At 40.4% G+C, this 14,322-nt stretch carries 13 protein-coding genes; 5 read left to right on the top strand and 8 right to left on the bottom strand.

Annotated features, from left to right (window positions below; all coding sequences use genetic code 11):
* The first annotated feature begins 432 nt into the window (after window positions 1-432).
* Window positions 433-963: an RNA polymerase sigma factor gene (locus ABD859_RS00500; protein WP_345138770.1), complete on the top strand. Its 531-nt coding sequence runs from the start codon at window positions 433-435 to the stop codon at window positions 961-963.
* Window positions 963-1,751 carry an anti-sigma factor gene (locus ABD859_RS00495; RefSeq protein WP_345138767.1) on the top strand — a complete coding sequence of 263 codons (789 nt, stop codon included), beginning with the start codon at window positions 963-965 and terminating at the stop codon, window positions 1,749-1,751. The genes ABD859_RS00500 and ABD859_RS00495 overlap by 1 nt, the downstream gene beginning before the upstream one ends.
* A 700-nt stretch (window positions 1,752-2,451) precedes the next feature.
* On the opposite strand, the gene ABD859_RS00490 is transcribed toward ABD859_RS00495, so the two are convergent.
* The 3 genes from ABD859_RS00490 to ABD859_RS00480 all read right to left on the bottom strand — a co-directional run bounded on the left by ABD859_RS00490 (window position 2,452) and on the right by ABD859_RS00480 (window position 4,187).
* Window positions 2,452-2,871: a hypothetical protein gene (locus ABD859_RS00490; protein WP_345138764.1), complete on the bottom strand. Its 420-nt coding sequence runs from the start codon at window positions 2,869-2,871 to the stop codon at window positions 2,452-2,454.
* Window positions 2,868-3,206, bottom strand: a complete 339-nt coding sequence (locus ABD859_RS00485) for a hypothetical protein (RefSeq protein ID WP_345138762.1) — start codon at window positions 3,204-3,206, stop codon at window positions 2,868-2,870. Before ABD859_RS00485 ends, ABD859_RS00490 begins: the two co-directional genes overlap by 4 nt.
* Before the next feature lie 261 nt (window positions 3,207-3,467).
* A complete protein-coding gene (locus tag ABD859_RS00480) occupies window positions 3,468-4,187 on the bottom strand; it encodes a hypothetical protein (protein WP_345138760.1) in 720 nt (239 codons plus the stop codon).
* Between the two features lie 707 nt (window positions 4,188-4,894).
* Here ABD859_RS00480 and ABD859_RS00475 point away from each other — a divergent pair.
* Window positions 4,895-5,467: a Crp/Fnr family transcriptional regulator gene (locus ABD859_RS00475; RefSeq protein WP_345138758.1), complete on the top strand. Its 573-nt coding sequence runs from the start codon at window positions 4,895-4,897 to the stop codon at window positions 5,465-5,467.
* A 213-nt stretch (window positions 5,468-5,680) separates the two neighbouring features.
* On the opposite strand, the gene ABD859_RS00470 is transcribed toward ABD859_RS00475, so the two are convergent.
* The 5 genes from ABD859_RS00470 to ABD859_RS00450 all read right to left on the bottom strand — a co-directional run bounded on the left by ABD859_RS00470 (window position 5,681) and on the right by ABD859_RS00450 (window position 12,152).
* On the bottom strand, window positions 5,681-5,872 hold the full coding sequence (locus ABD859_RS00470) for a cold-shock protein (protein ID WP_345138755.1): 192 nt from the start codon (window positions 5,870-5,872) through the stop codon (window positions 5,681-5,683).
* A 370-nt stretch (window positions 5,873-6,242) separates the two neighbouring features.
* Entirely contained in the window at window positions 6,243-7,751 is a 1,509-nt protein-coding gene (locus ABD859_RS00465) for a PAS domain-containing sensor histidine kinase (RefSeq protein WP_345138752.1), read from the bottom strand.
* A 728-nt stretch (window positions 7,752-8,479) separates the two neighbouring features.
* Window positions 8,480-10,465: a conjugal transfer protein MobC gene (gene mobC / locus ABD859_RS00460; protein ID WP_345138749.1), complete on the bottom strand. Its 1,986-nt coding sequence runs from the start codon at window positions 10,463-10,465 to the stop codon at window positions 8,480-8,482.
* A gap of 29 nt (window positions 10,466-10,494) precedes the next feature.
* Window positions 10,495-11,760 (bottom strand): relaxase/mobilization nuclease domain-containing protein, encoded by a 1,266-nt coding sequence (locus tag ABD859_RS00455; RefSeq protein WP_345138747.1) that lies wholly within the window; start codon window positions 11,758-11,760, stop codon window positions 10,495-10,497.
* Window positions 11,745-12,152 (bottom strand): plasmid mobilization protein, encoded by a 408-nt coding sequence (locus ABD859_RS00450; RefSeq protein WP_345138745.1) that lies wholly within the window; start codon window positions 12,150-12,152, stop codon window positions 11,745-11,747. The genes ABD859_RS00455 and ABD859_RS00450 overlap by 16 nt, the downstream gene beginning before the upstream one ends.
* Window positions 12,153-12,438: 286 nt before the next feature.
* On the opposite strand from ABD859_RS00450, the gene ABD859_RS00445 reads away from it, so the two are divergent.
* Both ABD859_RS00445 and ABD859_RS00440 read left to right on the top strand, forming a co-directional pair.
* Entirely contained in the window at window positions 12,439-12,732 is a 294-nt protein-coding gene (locus tag ABD859_RS00445) for a hypothetical protein (protein ID WP_345138744.1), read from the top strand.
* Between the two features lie 136 nt (window positions 12,733-12,868).
* Window positions 12,869-14,068: a WG repeat-containing protein gene (locus ABD859_RS00440; RefSeq protein ID WP_345138742.1), complete on the top strand. Its 1,200-nt coding sequence runs from the start codon at window positions 12,869-12,871 to the stop codon at window positions 14,066-14,068.
* The last annotated feature ends 254 nt before the right edge of the window (window positions 14,069-14,322 follow it).

The raw sequence follows: 14,322 nt of genomic DNA, 5'->3' as shown, positions 1-14,322 counted from the left end.
CAGTACAGATGCAAAACTGCGCAAGTGCAGCTAATACCGATTCCTCCGCAAAAAAGTAAGCCCGATTTTTTTAATTTTAAACCTATCTTCTTTTTGGGCAAAATTGACGCATAAAACGTTTTGTAAACTGCAGTCGCAGAAAATTCATGCTTTATGAAACCTTGTGCCGAAACCGCACTGCCTGAGGCCGGGGGTTTGTTTATTCCTCAATTACCGCACAGCTTCCATATTACCCGCAGCGACGGAAATCCTTTTGTGCCGTAGAGCGGCGCAAATACCGGAACGCACAGTCGAAGAGCTTCCAGAAAAATATTTTATAGAATGGATAATGCCGAACATTCCCAATTGAATTCCGCCGGCAATTCCTTATTTTTACACCATGCTGCGGCTTTAAAAGAAAATTGAAATTTATTTAAGCTTTAAATACAATCTATGACTCAAGAAGAATTGCTGGCCCTTATCTACAAAAAAGACGAAAGGGCTTTTACCCATCTGTACGATATGTATTCTAAAAGTTTGTTTTCGGTCATCAGCGTACTGATTAAAAATCGGGAAGAAGCCGAAGATGTCCTACAGGAAGTTTTTGTCAAAATCTGGAAAAACATCGATATGTACAGCGAAACCAAAGGACGGTTCTACACATGGATCCTCAACATTGCAAGGAATACATCGATTGACAAGCTTCGTTCCAAAAATTTCAATGACGGCCTGAAAAACCTTTCCTCTGATAATTTCGTACATCTGTTGGATGACAGCAACAAATTAACCAATAAAATTGATGCAATAGGAATTCAGGAATTCGTAAAAAAACTAAAACCGAAATGCATTGAAATTATTGATCTGTTGTTCTTTAAAGGGTACACCCAGCTGGAGGCGTCAGAACAATTGGCAATCCCCCTGGGCACTGTCAAAACACAGAATAGGAACTGCATCAACGATCTGAGAAAATATTTAAAGATATAATGGAAGCACAACAATATATTGAGTCAGGCATTTTAGAACTATATGTTTACGGCCTGCTGTCAGAAAAAGAGAATTTGGAAATTTCCGAACTAGCCAAAAAAAATCCGGATATCGAAAATGAAATCATTTCGATAGAAAAAGCTGTTATGGCCTTATCATCAAGCTTCTCCCCTTTTCACTCGGCTGCGAACTTCGAGAAGATCAAAGCGAATTTAAAACTAAAGGATAGTAAAACTATCAATATCAAAGAAGCCTCAAACTGGAGGCATTATGCAGGCTGGGCTGCTGCCGTGCTGCTGATGCTGGGTTTTGGCTACCAGACTTTGGAATTAACGAAATCCAGACAGGCTGTAAGTGAAGCCGGCAATGAAAAAAATAAAATCCAAAGAGATTATGCCTATTTAAGCGAGCAGAATAGAGAAACGAAAAAAAATCTGGTCATAGTAAGGGATATTAAAAACACTGGGGTTACCCTTGGCGGCCAGGCGGCTTCCCCTTCGTCTTTTGCAAAAGTGTACTGGAACAAAGAAACAAAAACCACCTACATCGACGCAGCAGGACTGCCAGACCCTCCAAAAGGAATGGTTTATCAGGTATGGTCATTAAAATTAAGTCCTGTACTTACCCCGACGAGCATCGGCCTATTGGATAATTTTAAAGCCAACTCACAAAAAATGTTCGCTGTCAGTCAAACCTATTCAGCAGAAGCTTTTGGAATTACACTCGAGCCGGAAGGCGGAAGCCCGACACCAACAATGGAGCAGCTCTATACTTTAGGGAAAGTTTAAACATAAAAGATGTTCTAACGAAAAAGCTCATATTGAATAGGATCAATATGAGCTTTTTAGATTTGCATTTTTTTTTAGCCGTAATCCTTTTTAAAGTTTTATCTTCCTATGTTTTCTTTTTTGCAGAGAAATAAACCAATTTTAATTCCGATGGAACAACAAGCAAGTAATTCATAGAGCAAACAAAGACAACTCTGCCTTAAGCATAGCAATCTTTTCAAATTCTCCATAATATTTGTAGAATCGTATATTAATTTACTGACCTAAACAAATTGATTTTTTATTTTTTTTTTTTGCATCAATCCCCAGCAGGACATCCAAACCAAATTCATAAGGCCAATTTAAGACAACCCCTATCAATAGTATGCCAATCGCTTCAAATCAGCCATAAAATTTATAGAAATTTGTCCCGTAGAGGTCACTAAAAAATACGAAAACTAAAAATAAAATATTGAAATTTTCGAAGCACAAAAAAAGTCTGAAAATCTACATTCTCAGGCTTTTAAATTTTATAGTGCCCGCGGATGGGTTCAAACCATATTCTACAAGACTTTGTCTTTCCATACTTTATCATCTTTCAAATATAACCAACACATCTATTACACCTATTCTTGTCTGACCCCATTTTTTTGATTTAAGGCATCAATTAAAAACCAACACCGCTTTATCTATACAGGCATCAATAAATTGACTGACTAACTTATGGTTTATCAAAAAAAGTCTGTTCTACCGGTACATTTACTTCATATGCCGAGTAAGTTACACTGAGATTCATGGGAGCATAATGACAGGCCGATGCATAGATATATTCGTCCGGATTTTTTTTATAATTCCCAAATGTTTCCACCATCTCTACAGTTTTTCCTGATATGCTTTTATCAATAATCCTTTGGCTGGGCAGAAAAGTATTTGCATCGATTAAAAATATTACAATTGTACCGCTTTTACGAGTGAGGCGTATTTTATAATTTTCTTTTCCGTTTTTGGTTTCTTTACCCAATAAAGCTGCCCTGCTGCCTTTTTCTTTATATTCAAAAAGATCACCATTAAGATCCAGCTCCTCTACTCCTTCTTTTATCGTTTGCTGATCTGCATCTACAGGTCTCTTCTGTCTTGTCAAAGGAAAAAGCGTCCAGCCGCCTTTGGCGTCATCACTGTTGTATTCACCTTCCCTTTAATTAACATATCCATACGCATACCTTTGTTTTGAAGCGCCCATGTTGTGGTTGGAATATTTAATCCCTGCGTTGTAGTAGTGCCGACGGTTTTGATACTCTGCATTGATCTGATTTTCTCAGCTCCTCCAAATGCCTCGATATATTGGTCTATGACATCGTCAGCTGTTTCTCTTTTTACATACATTTTATTACCAAGCCCTAAAGAATACAACATATCATTAAGTTCCTCCAGAAGTTTTTTCCCTGAATTACCTTTCTGCTCGTAATAAAAGTTCAAATAGTTTTCACTTTTGGTCTGCTTATACTTTCCATTGATGTAAATCTAGCTCATGTAAGGCAATATTAAAACAAAATAAGATGAGCATTGCTGCTCATATTTAAATTATTTATTTTTCTAAAATTTGTTCAATTTCAAAAGGTTAGAATTTCAAAATCCCATATTACTAACTTTGAAAAACTACTTAAAATTTTCAGCTATTAAAAGCAATCTGCAAACAACATATTAAAATGAAGAATAGAACAAGCCGCATATTTGTAATTAAAACAGTAATGAAAAGCCCATTGTATATTTTGTAAGTAAATCGATTCCGAGAAGAACAATGATTAATGCTGCAAAAAATATGACATAAGTAATGGTTCGGGATTTTTTATTGAATTCTAAGGTATTGAGATCAATAAAATAATCTGAGTAAACGGCAGGAGAAACTTTTATGTGCGGACAAAACAAAGCCGCGCCTTGAAGAAAATGTGCAATCAAGCGATATTTATTTTTTGGGACATACGACAGTCCATTCTCAGCTGTGGAAAAATGAATCGGAATCCGTGCACGGTCTTTAAAACCAAAAATATAGCCTGGAGAATATTTTGTGCCGATTCTTATATCAATATCGCTTCGATATGGTTCTGTGCTTTTTTCCAGTTCTTGATATAAAATACTTCTGACACTTCCATCAAACTGCTGGTAATGCAGGCCGTTTCGATCGATGTAAATCAAGACTGTTTTTTTCAGCTTATGATGCTGGTAATTTTTATAAAGCTTCCAAATCCCAAAAAAAATCAAAGGAAAATAGATCACATTGAAGATGATCTCATTGCTGGACAATGGGCTGTTATGCTCCAGCTGAATGCTCAATGGAACTGCTGTCAATAGAGCAAGCATCGCGATTAGTAAAAGTCCGAACAGTCCATACATCAACACAGTAAGAAACAAATGACGTTCTGAACATATTTTTGGAAAATTTTCTTTAGTATAATTCATTAATCCTTTATTATAAATTTAAAAGAAACTATTTTGAGAAAGATTACCTATTTAAATAATGCAATAAAAATCTATCTCTTATTCAAATTAAAACAGAATTAATTAGAAAGTAAAACTTTTAAGCTGATTTTTCGTCCTACATCAATGTATTATTTTAGAAACAAATCAGTCCCTACAACAAAAATACTGAACTTCAGATTTTATTCTTCCATTTTTTAACCTCTAACTAATGAGCTTGAACTTGAATTTCTTTTATTTATGAAGCCTGAATAAAAGTCGGTTTTCTCCATTTGATTAAAAAAAAGCCGGAAGTCTAAACAAGCTGCCGGTTTTAATAATAATCTTATTTAAATAAGTCAAAAAATAATGCAGTCTGAGTTCCGGATCATAAACGCCAAATGGCTTAAAGGCCAAAAGCAACAGCAGTACAATATGAAAAACTGCGACAGCATTTTTTACCAGATTTCGAGACTTGGGAACCCGTGGGATATTCAATTTCATTTCTCAAGTGTTCTGTATTGATGTAGTATCGGATGCTGAAGATTTAGCTGACAATAATACAAAAAAATAACAGCTCATCTTTTTAATAAATTGGATTTGGCCGCCAACACAAAACTAAAACAGAGGAACTGTTTTAGTTTATACACCCTTTATAACCTGAACTGCAGAGCTACATCCATTATCCAAATTATTTCTTATCTTAGCGCATGGATAAAAACTATATCTTACTGCGCAGCCATATTGAAGAAATTTGTCGCCTCACTGACCAGGAATGGAATTATATAAAGCCGTTTTTCATCCATAAAAAACTAAGAAAACATCAGTTCCTTACTCAAAAACATGAACCGGCACCTTTTCAATATTGGATCATAAAAGGACTTCTTAAAACCTATTCCATTGATAAAGCAGGCAGAGAGCATGTTCTTCATTTTGTTTCAGAACAGCAATGGACAAGCGATTTCGGAGCTTACCAGAATCAGATTTCGCAAACTATAGAAGCTGACTGCATTGAAGACTCAGAATTTTTCTGTTTATTTTTAAAAGACCGGGAACATTTGTGTGTTGAAATACCAAAAATGGCCCATTTCTTTAGAATTAAATCCCATTTAGCATATACGGGTCTGCTGCACCGCATCCTCTCATTACTGACAGAAACGGCTGCGGATAGCTACCATGATTTAATTCAAAATAATCCAGACTTGCTTCAAAGAGTTCCCGAAAGATTTTTAGCATCTTATCTTGGAGTAACATCTGAGAACCTAAAAGCGATGAAAGGTTAAGAAATTTGTACTGCTGTGTTTTCTGCAGTGTCCCTTTAAGACAGCACCTGGAGAATCCTGATCCCAAATACATGATTCTCTATTTGTTTTGAGCTGTATCAGGCAGTAAAGAGAAACTTGCTTTGATGTGCTGTTACCGACTCCCAAATATTTGATGAAATAAAAAAGCACCTGTTTTGTACAGATGCTTCAATAAGTTTATTGTATATTAGACTAGGCTAAGACTACATTTACTGCGTTAGGACCTTTACGGCCTTCTTGGATATCATATCTTACCGTGTCATCCTGACGAACGTTTTCTGACAGACCTGAAACATGAACAAAAACTTCGTTTCCGCCATCCTTAGGAGTTATAAATCCGAATCCTTTTTCTTCATTGAAAAATTTTACTGTACCTTCCTGCATATTAAATATTTAATTTGCTCAAAGATACTCTATTAATCATAGCAGCGGGTAAAGTTTGACTTTTTGTGATTTTATTAACTTTAAAGACATCATCAGCTTTATTTTACAGCATTTTTCAAGGGCTTTTCTAAATGTGCGCCGCTGTTTTCTGCGCATTCATAATTAGAAATCGCGCAGCGGTTATGGAGATCGGCTTAAGGCTGATCTTTTTCTTTTAATTCAAAACGATCCATTAAAGCGTTGCTGCAGAGGGCATACGATAACACTCTGCTTGTCATAAAAAAAATCATGGAGACACTAAAATTAAAACGACCAGCCGCCGGACTAATTGTCTTAGCATGCTTATGTGCTAAATCAGAATATCGCACTCTCAAATAGTTCTGTGTGCCTGCTTCATGGGCAGCATAATCTTAAAGACCGATCCCCCGCCTTCCATACCTGCAGCCGTTATGCTTCCCCCGTGCTGCTCCGTAATTTTTCTGCACAGTGAAAGCCCCAGTCCGCTGCCCTCATACCGGTCTTTGGAATGAAGACGTTCGAATGCCGTAAATATTTTCTCTGTGAATTCCTGCTCAATGCCAATGCCGTTGTCTTGTACGCGGATAAGGACTCCATGGCTTCCTTCTTTCTCAACGAGCTCCGAATCAATAGTAATTTTGGGCGGTTCTTCAGGTCTTGAAAATTTCAACGCATTGTGTATCAGATTATAGAACAGCTGTTGGATCAGCACCTTTGAACCTTCAATTTCTGGAAGCCATGAATTCAGTACGGCCGCATCCTTTTCGTGTATGGCAAGTTCCAGGTCGGTCTTAACCTCCTCAAGCACCTCGTTGAGATCTATCTTTTCCACAGGCCGTCTCTTCTTATCGACGCCAGAATAGTCCAGAATCCCTTCAATAACATCCTGCATACGCTGTGTCGTATTGTCGATTTTATTCAGGTACCACTCCTGCTTTTCCGACAGCCCTTCGTTGGCGACGCTCCTAAGCCGGCTGATAAAAGTTTTGATCTTACGCACCGGCTCTTTGAGGTCGTGGCTGACCAGATTAGCAAAATGAAGCAGCTCTTCATTTGAACGCCTCAGCTCTTCATTGCTCCTCTGAGCCTCTTCCCGAAGTTGCTGCTCGAGAGCTTTACGATGTCCAATATCTTCTATTATTCCTGTGATTTTAACTGCTCTTCCGGTTTCATCCCTGAGTACCTTCCCATTGATGCTGGTCCAGCGAACCGACTGGTCCTCATTTACGATACGCGCCTGATAACTTATCAGTCCCGTGTGCTCCGCTTGGCGGTGTGCCTTCTCCCTGACGGGAATATCCTCAGGGTGGAGTTTCGATATTATGGTATCATTAGTAATAGGCCCTTGAATATTCCAGATCGAACGGAAGTTGCCCGAGGTTGTAATATTTCCATTGAGAAGATCAATTTCATAGGTGCCCATGCCCGAAGATTCAACAGCCAATCTGAGCTGTTCCGAGGTGCTCTGGGCTTCCTCCCGAGCAAGATGAAGTTCGGTCACATCCATACCGGTGTTCATCACGCCGTATACCTTGCCCTGTGCATTGAAAAGGGGAATGAAACTGTAATTGAAGTAAAAGGTCCTGTACTCGCCTTCCATGAGCAGGTCTACTCTTTTGTCTTTGGCGTGAAAAGGGATGCCGGTTTTATAGGCCTGCAATGCCTCTTGAAAAATATGCTGCTTTTCAATTTCGGGCACTACCTCAAAATAGGTCCTGCCGATCACATCGTTCCCTTTCCCTAAAGTCTTTATCATCGCCGCATTGGCCGTCTCTATCCTTAGTTCTTCTCCTGTATATACGCCGATGGGCAGGTGCGTATTTTCCACCGCATCCTTTAAAATCTGTAAAGTTCTTTCCATAATCAGGCTGTTTTTCCTTCAGCAGTCTAACGTTTTTTGAAGCAGTCAGGTTATAGCATTATATTATTTTTTTTTAAATTTCGACGTTTCAAGTAAGACAGACCTCCAACATAGACGCTATATACCAGAAATAAAAGAAAATCATTCTTTGATGGAAATGCCTGCTGCTCCTGGATAAGTTCTTTTCAGAAGGATTCCATGATGACTGCTTCCAGTCATCGTCTATCACCGCACAAAAAAGTCCCACAGCGGTTTACAGGATATAGAGCTTTAAAAAATTGACTTATTCCGTTATATGTACCAAATTTTATTGAAAGGTAGATTTTCTGGTTCTCGAAAACAAACCTATTTAATAAATTCATATAATTTACATATTGAACATGGGAATTATATAAATTTATTGTAGGAATTTAACTTCATTTTGAATATTGTAAAGCTTTTTAATTCAAATTGAACCTCAAAGTGCAGACACACCTGCAGAAACTGTCACTGTAAAAGAGGCCGTTTCTTTTTTAGTATTTTCATTTGTGTTCAAGTCAGCCTATTTACAGAACAGTAGTACTGTAATCTGATTTAACTTTTTCACAATTTGTGGTCTAGATAGCATTTATTAAAAATAACTTTGCCAGATAAACGCTGTATTTATAAAATAAGGACTTGATGTATTAAAACAATTGTGCCGGTACCACAAACAACAATGTGGATAGTAAAAACCATAACCTAATTCATCATCTTTTCTTCTTTTTCACCACCAGATGCTTCAATGCGGGATCATGTAAAAGCCTGTCCATCTCGGTATAGATGATCTCCTGCACATCCCTTTTGATCTGCGCAAAGTTCTGCTGAATCATCACACTATCGAGTTTTCGAACAGATGGTATTTCCTTGTAGCCTTCCTCTTCTTTCCGCAATGCCTCATGGTCGTTTACAATTGAAGAATGAAACGTTTTCAATTCTATTTTACAGTCCGGATTATCAGCAGTCATCCCCACAAATTCACCTGAACTAAGTGATGAAATCTTCGATGCGGGCACAGCGGATTCCAATTGTCTGGAACGGCTTATGGAAGTGTCTGCACTGTTAATCGAGATACTCTCCCTGTCCTGCATAATCTTTCCGAAACGCTCAGACAATTGTTTGGCCGTATCCCCCGTAACCTGCCCTGAGATGATATTTCCCGTGATGTTTAGAATCACATCGGCCTGCTCACGTCCGTAGTCTTTTCTAAGCTGACTGAAGTCCTGCACGCCGAGGCAGGTGCTTACCTTGTTGCTTCTTGCCGTGGCAATCAGACTGTCCATATTGTTGAGATAAATGGTGGGAAACTCGTCAAAAATGAGGCTGGATTTAAGCTTGCCCTTCTTGTTTACAAGCTTGATCAGACGGTTGACATAGAGCGACAATACGGCTCCGTAAATCTGGATCTTCTGCGGATTGTTGCCCATACAGACAATTTTAGGCTCATCAGGATTATTGATATCAAGCGTAAAATCATTACCTGAGAGTACATAATACAATTGCGGTGAGGAAAGCCGTGCCATAGCAATTTTAGCCGACGCGATCTGCCCTTCCAATTGATCCATGGCATCGTTGAGATAGGCATTGACAAAAGGATTGATGAGCACCTCAATTTCCTTGTCGGTACGCAGCAGGGTAAAGAGGCTGTCATAGTCAATCTGCATGAGCTCGATGACATGCGGCAGGGTGCAGAACCCGCCGTCATTGTAACGTCTTAAATACCAGATCACAGCCGATAAAAAATTGATCGGTGATTCTACAAAAAAATCCCCCTGGCGTTTGATCCATTCCCGATTCAGTCCCATCAGTATCGTCCTAGCCGATTCCGAAGCATCGGTTATATCTTCCATGCTCTGCGGATCCAGCGGATTGCAGCGGTGCATAATCGTATCAAAATTAATGAAATAGCATTTAGGCATGACCGTATACACTTGCTTGTATTTTTCAAAGGTATTGTAGACGATTTTTGAAAGGTCATCGTATTTGAAATCATACACAAACATGCTGAAGCCTTTGGCAATATGCTGGGTGATGACATGACGGATGACAAAATAGGATTTGCCCGATCCGGGTGTCCCTAAAACCAGCAGACCGCGGAACGGATTGATAATGTTGATCCAGCTCGAACGGAGCTTCTTTTTCAGGTAATACTGCGCCGGCAGATTGATTGAATATTCATTTTCCAATAGCCGTTCTTCCTGCGGAAAGGTTTCATTCTCACTGTTAAATATGTCCGAAACACCCAGCCTGTTTTTGATTAGCCTGGAGAGCAGCGTGCCTCCAGAAAGCATGAGCAGAAAACCCAAAGCCGTAACGGTCATATAACTTACCGCAGCCATAACCGCATCAGTAAAAAACAGTGGCAATAGCCTGCTTACAAAGTATAACAGCAGTCCTGAAACCATCTTATAAAAAGCAGTCTTAAAGACAAGTTTCTCATCCTTTTTCCCTCTGGCTCCCAAAAGCGAGATCAAAAGAAACCCCACCGCGGCAAGCTTGGAAATATAAAAATTATCAAACAGCCCCGTCCGCAAGACAGATGCCAGAATCTTATCCCCAAAGAACCCTGTGAGATTCCATATTCTAAAGGCGCCATAACAATAATAGTAAAAATGTCCCAGCAGCAAAGCGATGCTGATGAGCCTTGTCATGTCTACTATTTTTCGAAGCGCCTGTTCATTTTCTCCTGTCTGCATAGCTCAGTATTTTAGCATTATCGATTGTTTTAATTCAGTTCTGATCCGCCTCTTTTTTTTCTTCTGCGGCGTTTTCGTCTCAATGCCCCTGGAAGATTATCCGACTGCCATTCGGGTTTGAAAAGTTCCCCGAGAACCTTAGCGGAAAGCCCTTGTGAAGCACTTTCAAAAACCGGTATTCCGTGCTCGGAAATATCATGGCACTGCATTTTTTTAACTTTGGAAATCTCTTGCGTTTTTACTGTTTCAAAGCAGCGTTCCAGTATACCCTTGGCGCTGTAATTTTTTCCCATCATACTGCCGTTTAAAACACACTTCGTGATATGGTCGACATAGGTTATGCCATACAGCTGTCCCGTATCGCTTTTTCTTAAAACCGTATCAATTCCTTCTTTCCTGAGCTCAAAAACTAATCTGTCCATATCCACATTTTTACTCAGAAAAACGGTATCCACCTCTGTTTTTATCCGCCTTTTTTCAAATGTCTTTTCACTGCTGTTCAAGACGTACCGCTTCTCTAAAAAAGCAAGTGTCGGCTTCATGGCAAAATCGCTCGCCTTTATGGGCACTCCTATGGCTTTTCCCTCTTTGTCCAGTATGCGGTAGACCAGTCCGCCGGCCTTAAAAATCCTTGACCCTTCACCGCCCCGGTCTGCCTTAATGTTATAAAGCTGGAGCACAGCATTAAGCTCTGCCAGCGAGCTGTATTTATAATTAAAAAGCACCGAGGAAAGCACTCCTGAAATGGCTTTTTTGGATGCTGTTTTACCGTAGGAAACCTTACCTACTGCAATAGGTTTTAACAGAGCATTATCTTCCGCTTTGCTGCCTTCAGCCCTAACCAGATTGAACTGCTTTTCAATTTCCTTTCTCGCTGTTTCCGACTGGTTCTTTCCGATGTTCTGCATGTCAATCCGAGAGCCGTCCTCCCGTACTTTTATCGATACCAGATGGATGTGCGGATGCCCTGCGTCTTCATGGCGGTAGACCAGATAAGGCTGTTCCCCGAAGCCTATCTTCTGCATGTAGGCATCGGCTATTTTCAGGAGCTTTTCATCGGCATATTTTTCAGAGGGATGGAAGTTTAGCGAGATGTGCACGCTGTTTCTTTTCACCCTGCCGTTAAGGGCATTCTGGAGCAATAATCTATTCAGTCTCATGGCTGCTGAAAGCTCATTGGCAGCAGCAGGATAATTGCCTTCCCCTATGCACTGGGCAGCCCCTTCCTTTACCTTGTTCTCATTGTAATGGAAAACGCTTCTTACCGAATGCCCGGTCTTTATGACAGCAACCATTTCGAGGTCATTTCGCTGGTCATTTTCTGGATATCCGACACCGTACGCAGCAGCCTTTCGCGCTGCGCTTCGGTGCTTAAAATCCAATGCCTGAATTCGGGAATCTGCTGCAGGGTATGCAGCTTTCTGACGCTCTGGTTGAAGTTGTTTCCAAGGGCGCTGAGCTCCTTTCGAAGCCTGATGAATTCGAGCATACATTCATCGAGCGAGGCGTCACGGTGTTTGACCGTAACGGGTTTATGCAGCAGGCAGTTTCTGAGGTATTCACTCATCTGTCTGCAGGTGGTCGCCTTGCATCTTCTTTCCAATGCCGCATATTCGGACGTGGTAAAGCGCACTGCCGCAATACGGGTTCTGTTTAAAAGCTCTTTTTTCATCTTATTTCCTTTCATTTTTTTAAACGATCAGCCTTTTTGTTTCTCTGTCCGCGAGTTCCGAGCACAGGACAGCCGGATGCGTTTGTTAAACAAACGGACATCTGGCCGACTGCAGGAACGAGGCAGTCCTGCCGCTTTATCAAATCAAAACTCTTTTAAAAGCTCTTTACAGCGGATTACAACAGCGAAAGTAGAAAACAGCAATGGACTGCACCTATCCTGTCCATATTTTGAACGGGGTATTTTCAAGGCTTCTGACTATCTTTGAATCAATTAATTATTAATTTAAAAATGAGGAATTATGCTGACAGAAAATGATGCTGCCCAGGTTTTTGATACCATTATGAGTATCCCGGGCATGAACGAACCGGTGAGGATTGATCTGAAGATTTCACGAAAAAATGTACTGATGCTGAGCCACGTAATCGAGCGCGGCCTGCAGGAAAACGACAGCAGTCCTTCGGTGCTGCTGCAGCGCACGGCAGAGGAAAATATCAGCGAGCTCAGACAGCTTTCCGCAGACTGCCTTGGAAGGGCAGGCCTTACCGAACTGAGCGAGAAACTTGCCAGTCTGGGAGCAGAAAAAAAGAGGTAAAAAAAGGAGAACAGAAAGCCGTTAACTAATGCGTTAACGGCTTTTTTATTTATCAAAGGCCGGCTGATTTATTGCTGCAGGCAGATGGATTCCATTGCTTTTTTTATGCTATTTTTGAATAACCATTCCAATGCCTATGAGCCCAGAAGAATTAAAAGCTTTTGAAGAAAGACAAGCTGAAATGCAGCAGACCCGTGAGATTTTTGATCTGATCCGCAGCAGGCTCAGCCTGAAATACGGGGAGTTTTTCGGACTCCGCGATACAAGGGGATTCGTTGTGCTTAACCTCTATAATAATCAGGGCGGTAAAACAAGAGTCCTTAAAGTTTCGGAAACCGCAGAAGTGCTGCTCGGCACCTATAAATACCACTCAGTCCATCATCCGCAGACCAGAAAAAACGTTCTTATTTTCAGCGAGCTCAGAGATAAGCCTGACCGCTGCAAGACCACCAGAGAGGGAGTGCTCGATGAGAATTTTGAAATACTGGTTCCTGCCGTGTACGATACGATAAGAGACATCAGTGAAGACAGCTTTCTGGTCGTTATTGATAATTGCGCCGGCATACTTAATGCAGCATTTGAAACCATCATTCCATTAAAATTCAGAGAAATTGAATACAATAAAACCCTGAAAATTTTCAAAGCCAGAGAAGAGATCCATAAAGGAAAAGATGAAGACGGCGATGACATTGAAGGCAGCAGGTATTGGATCTACGACCGCAACGGACTGCTGCTTCAAACTTTAGAGTATGGACTGGTCAATTTTGTGCATGATCCCAGTTTTTATACGGTTTACGATATAGGGGCATTCTATCCCCACTATGCAGACCATACGGCTATAATCAAACGGCAGGGTCTGCTGGACCAGAACTTCAAAATCATAATTCCCCCGCTTTATGACCTTATTTCTAAACGCGGGAAGTCTATTCTGGTGTACGAAAAAAGAAATGCGGTATCCGGGCATGATTATGAATCGGAAGAGGCAGAAGCCGCTGAGTGCTACTATACGCTGGATGGCGGAAAATGGGGCGCTTTTGATCAGGAAGGAAACCCTGTAATCCCTATTGAATATAACTGGATCGGACACACCTTTAAGGATGATCTATTTGTAATCAGCCGCACAGGGCTTATGTACTATTATCGGGGCGAACAGGAAGACGGGATCTGGTGCCACAAAGAAGGGCTTTATGGTCTTATCAATTCCAAAAATGAAATCATAGTAGAACCTGGCTATAAGCACTACCACACCTACGAGGACAAAATCATATTCTGTAACAGGCATTCTGCCAATTATGAAATCCTTGATATGGAAGAGGCACTCACCATATACTTTTAGCTTCCTACGGAAGACTATGCATAAAAAAACTCCCTTAAAAAGGGAGTCCTTAGGCGGCCGGCGGTTGCCTGAAAAGTATACGGTAATTAACTAAATCATTTGGGACAGAACCTCCAGACGAACCCCGCCGGTCCCCTGTTTTTTCTGACTGATTCTATAGTACTATTACCAGTATAAAAACAAATTTACGGCAGTTTAAACTGCCCGCCCTTACAGTATCTTCCGATAATTTTACAGTATTTCTAGTCTGCATC

The sequence above is a fragment of the Flavobacterium ginsengiterrae genome (assembly GCF_039539785.1).
Classification (GTDB): Bacteria; Bacteroidota; Bacteroidia; order Flavobacteriales; family Flavobacteriaceae; genus Flavobacterium; species Flavobacterium ginsengiterrae.
This window is presented reverse-complemented; position numbering and strand designations above follow the sequence as displayed.

Bases quoted from the DNA above. Each gene is read 5' to 3' on its own strand.
- ABD859_RS00500 (WP_345138770.1), top strand. From the start codon at position 433: ATGACTCAAGAAGAATTGCTGGCCCTTATCTACAAAAAAGACGAAAGG.
- ABD859_RS00495 (WP_345138767.1), top strand. From the start codon at position 963: ATGGAAGCACAACAATATATTGAGTCAGGCATTTTAGAACTATATGTT.
- ABD859_RS00480 (WP_345138760.1), bottom strand. From the start codon at position 4,187: ATGAATTATACTAAAGAAAATTTTCCAAAAATATGTTCAGAACGTCAT.
- ABD859_RS00475 (WP_345138758.1), top strand. From the start codon at position 4,895: ATGGATAAAAACTATATCTTACTGCGCAGCCATATTGAAGAAATTTGT.
- ABD859_RS00470 (WP_345138755.1), bottom strand. From the start codon at position 5,872: ATGCAGGAAGGTACAGTAAAATTTTTCAATGAAGAAAAAGGATTCGGA.
- ABD859_RS00465 (WP_345138752.1), bottom strand. From the start codon at position 7,751: ATGGAAAGAACTTTACAGATTTTAAAGGATGCGGTGGAAAATACGCAC.
- mobC (WP_345138749.1), bottom strand. From the start codon at position 10,465: ATGCAGACAGGAGAAAATGAACAGGCGCTTCGAAAAATAGTAGACATG.
- ABD859_RS00455 (WP_345138747.1), bottom strand. From the start codon at position 11,760: ATGGTTGCTGTCATAAAGACCGGGCATTCGGTAAGAAGCGTTTTCCAT.
- ABD859_RS00450 (WP_345138745.1), bottom strand. From the start codon at position 12,152: ATGAAAGGAAATAAGATGAAAAAAGAGCTTTTAAACAGAACCCGTATT.
- ABD859_RS00445 (WP_345138744.1), top strand. From the start codon at position 12,439: ATGCTGACAGAAAATGATGCTGCCCAGGTTTTTGATACCATTATGAGT.
- ABD859_RS00440 (WP_345138742.1), top strand. From the start codon at position 12,869: ATGAGCCCAGAAGAATTAAAAGCTTTTGAAGAAAGACAAGCTGAAATG.